3 protein-coding genes and 1 tRNA gene are annotated in these 4,227 nt (G+C 38.1%); 3 read left to right on the plus strand and 1 reads right to left on the minus strand.

Annotated features, from left to right (window positions below; genetic code table 11):
- Nucleotides 1-195: 195 nt before the first annotated feature.
- Nucleotides 196-1,701, plus strand: a complete 1,506-nt coding sequence (locus ACTNES_RS19655) for a leucine-rich repeat domain-containing protein (RefSeq protein ID WP_291816818.1) — start codon at nt 196-198, stop codon at nt 1,699-1,701.
- Nucleotides 1,702-1,946: 245 nt separating this feature from the next.
- The gene (locus ACTNES_RS19660) at nt 1,947-3,086 is read left to right on the plus strand and encodes a hypothetical protein (protein WP_291816816.1); all 1,140 of its coding nucleotides are present in this window, start codon (nt 1,947-1,949) and stop codon (nt 3,084-3,086) included.
- Nucleotides 3,087-3,216: 130 nt separating this feature from the next.
- Here ACTNES_RS19660 and ACTNES_RS19665 read toward each other — a convergent pair.
- Nucleotides 3,217-3,300 (minus strand) — tRNA-Leu (locus ACTNES_RS19665).
- 354 nt (nt 3,301-3,654) lie between these two features.
- Here ACTNES_RS19665 and ACTNES_RS19670 point away from each other — a divergent pair.
- A partial coding sequence (locus ACTNES_RS19670; RefSeq protein ID WP_441040466.1) for a carbamoyl phosphate synthase small subunit occupies nt 3,655-4,227 on the plus strand: 573 nt, incomplete at its 3' end.

Here is a 4,227-nt window from a genome sequence, read left to right on the forward strand (position 1 = left end):
GTTTTTGACAATTCAATTATACCACATGCAAGTGATTTATGCCTTTTTTATGGGTTAAAATATTGATTTTTCAAGGTTTAGCACACCAAATGGTGTGGGAAGTTTGAGTTAAAAATATATTGCAAAATGCAGTGAGATATGATAAATTTATATCGTATCAAAAGGTACGCAGATTTATGAACAGGAGAGTGTAAGATGAAAAACAGAAAATTAAATCAGTTATTAGTCGCAAGTGTGATCAGTGCAGCGATGATGACTTCTGCCATCGATGTAAATGCAGCTGACTTTAGTGATGATACATCTGCAGCAGCAGAACAAACACTGGATGCAGGAGAAGATGAGACACCGGATTTTGAGGATGATTCCGAATTCCAGTCAGATGCAGCAGAAGCAACATCAACTGTTGCGGTCAATGCTACAAACTTCCCGGATGCGAAATTCCGCCAGTATGTTCTTGATAATATTGATACAAATAAGGATAAGAAACTTTCTACAGAAGAGATTAAAGCTGCCAAGAGTATCGATATTTCCGGACTTGGAATTTCAAATCTGAAGGGTGTTGAGCGTTTTACTTATGCAACAGATCTTTTTGCAGCTAATAATAAACTTAAAACTATAGATATTACTAAGAATACAAAGATTGCATACCTGAACCTGAGCAACAACAGCTTAACAGGAACTTTGAATCTCAGCAAATGTACAAATTTACATGTAGTAAAGTATGGCAGTAACAAGCTGACAAAGGTTACAATGCCTGCTAAGAAATACCTCAAGAATTTGGATTTTGTAGATGCAAGTTCTAATAAATTTACTACACAGGCAAATGCAGGATTAAACATTGGAGATACAGATTATGTGCCGAGTCTTTCAGAGGTTAACGCATCTAACAATGCGATTACTTCCTTTAACTGTGCAGGTTTCCAGGGAATTCTTGATCTGAGAAATAATAAGATCACAACTCTGAAACTCGAAAACAGTAAAGAAGGATCTCAGGTAGTTTCTTTATATCTTGACGGAAATACCCTGAGTAAGACTACTTCTATCGACTTTACACCAGAGTGGATCACTGTGCCACAGCAGTTCAGCTGTGATTCAAAAGTTTCTTCCAAGGTAAAAATGTTGAAAGCAAAGGCATCTATCACATCTTCCACATGGGATCAGATTGTAGTAAATGTTGGATCCAGTACAGATGATGCGTCCTATAAGCTTGAGAAGAAGAAAGGCAATGGTGCATACGAGACTGTTAAGACCTGGGATAATGGAGATATGTCAGATGCAGAGTTCGGAGAAGATTATACAGATAATGTAATCACTACAGGTGCAACTTATACATACAGAGTTACTGCAACTGCACAGATCAAGGATGCAAACAAGAACCTCAAATCCTGGTCTAACTCTGTAGAAGTAAAAGCTACAGCAACAGGCACTAAACCAGTTCTTACTCTGAAATCTACCAAGAAAGGTGTGGCAACAGTAAGTTGGAAAGCAGTTGCTGGCGCAGATGGATATGATGTTTACTGCGGATCATCCAAGACATCTCAGAAGGGTACTGTAGTAAAAGGAACAACAAAACTTACAGCAAATAAGACAGGCTTAACAAGTGGAAAAACTTATTACTTCAAAGCACGTGCATACAAGTTAGTTGGTTCAACTAAAGTATACACAGGCTACAGTGCTGTAAAGAGCATAAAAGTAAAATAATCGTAACTGTTCAGCATTTTCACAGCATACTGCCAAATAGTTACAAATAATCAATAAAAGTAAATTAAATAAAAATGTCTGAAAAGACAGTACAGGCCGGCATATGTGAAAGCAGATTTCTTTTACAGAGCCGGCCTTTGTAATAATCAGGCTATTACAGAGAACAGAGTAAATGCGACAGAGGATATCTGCTGAAACGAAAAGAGTTCGTTTGTCTATTTGACTTGAGACGGGAGGGATGTCAGGTGAAGCGGATATTAAAATATGGAAGAAACGTGATACTATTGTTTTTGTCAGTATGTGTTTTTCAGATAAGCGCAGTTGCAGTATTTGGGGCATCTGCAAAACCGGAGACACCGATATTGTCAGGAACAGCATCTGGAAATCAGGTAACTCTTACATGGAACAAGGTAAAGAAGGCATCTGGATATCATATTTTTCTCTATTATAAGGCAGACGGGAAATACAAATGCGTTGGCAGGATCAAGAATAACAATACCACAAGCTTTACATTGACAGGGTCTGTAAATAAGACTTATACCTATAAGATACGTTCTTATCTCAAACAGGGCAGTAAAACATTGTACAGCCCATCATCAAAAGCATTTGAGATAAAAACAGCTCCTGGTAAACCAGTTATCAGCCAGGTACGAATGAGTGAAGAGAACGGTGCATTGCTACAGTGGAAAAAAATAAGTTCGGCACAGGGATATCAGATATTTCGTTCTGAGACCGCCAGTAAAGGATATAAAAGAATTGCGGTAGTTTCAGGGAACACTACTTTCAGCTACCGTGATACCAAAGTTGTTTCAGGAAAAACTTATTATTACAGAGTACGGGCATATCTGCGAAATCAGGGGAATGTGGTATATTCAGAACTGAGTGACTCGGCAGAAGTACTATTGCGTACGACCATTATGATTGGAGATTCCAGGATGGATATGATGAAAGATGCCGTTGAGAATGACAAGATCACCTGGATCTGTAAAGTCGGTATGGGCTATCAGTGGCTCAGAGACACCGCTTTGAAAACATTGCAGGAGCAGATGAAAGGAAATGAAGATATCTTTATCTGGCTTGGCGTAAATGATATTTATAATATTTCTAATTATATCAGCCTGTTAAATGAAGAAATTCCGAAATGGAAGGCACAGGGAGCGAATGTCTACATTGTGGCAGTAGGCCAGGTGACAGATGATCCCTATGTGACAAATGAAGAAATTGAAGATTTTAATTCCAGAATGAAAAACGGCGTTACAAATGTGAAATATATAGATCTGTATTCTTATCTGAAGAAACAGGGATATAAGACAACAGACGGCACGCACTACGATAATGAGACCACATGGAAGATTTATCGATATTTGATGTCGTTTATATCATAAAAAATTTGTCGGTATATTCACTTACAGACAGATATGCCGACACATTAAAATTGAATAGTATAGAGCTGATATATGAAAACAAAAAACGTGAAACCTTATTGTTAAAGGTTTCACGTAAATAAAAAAATAATGCAGAAGATGGGACTTGAACCCACACGATATTGCTACCACAGGCACCTGAAGCCTGCGCGTCTGCCAATTCCGCCACTTCTGCATTTCTTATTTATCAATCGCTCTCTCGCGACTGCTCGTTTATAATAACCGATGTATGGATAAAAGTCAATAGGTTTTTTCAAATTTTTTTAATTTTTTTTACAGTATCCTCAAATTATACAATTCTGCATCTGAGAAGTGCTGAATTGGCACTGGACCAGCAGTTTTTTGCCGAGCAGGATTCGCGTCTGTGGAGGTTGGCTTCAATGATATAATACAAAAAAGTTTTTGATATCAACTTAATTATTTTTAGTATCTTATAAGGTTGAAAAAAGCACTTTGCTGTGATACAATCTTGAAGATTTAGGAAAAAATAAGTGATAGACACAATATAAAGATAAGAAAGGGAGATTGTATGAAAGCATTTCTGATATTAGAAGATGGCCATGTGTTTAAAGGTACAAGCATTGGTTCGACAAGAGACGTTATCAGCGAAATCGTCTTTAATACTTCCATGACCGGTTATCTGGAGGTAATGACCGACCCTTCCTATGCAGGACAGGCAGTATGTATGACCTATCCCCTCATTGGGAACTACGGAATCTGTTATGATGACCAGGAGTCATCAAAACCATGGGTGGACGGCTTTATTGTCCGCGAATTATCCCGTGTCCCAAGTAATTTCAGAAGCGTGGACACGATTCAGCATTTCTTAACAAAGCATGATATTCCAGGTATTGCCGGAATTGATACCAGAGCCTTAACGAAGATCCTTCGTGAGAAAGGTACCATGAACGGTATGATCACCGTCAATGAAAATTACGATTTAGATACAATTATCCCCCAGTTAAAAGCATATACAACAGGTAAGGTAGTAGAGAAGGTAACATGCCGTGAGAAAGAAATCTTAAAAGGTGATGGTCCGAAAGTAGCCCTTCTTGATCTTGGAGCAAAGAGAAACATCGCACGTTCCCTGAATAAGAGAGGA

Origin of the sequence: Blautia sp. HCP3S3_D9 (genome assembly GCF_052063845.1) — a bacterium.
Lineage (GTDB): Bacteria > Bacillota > Clostridia > Lachnospirales > Lachnospiraceae > Blautia_A.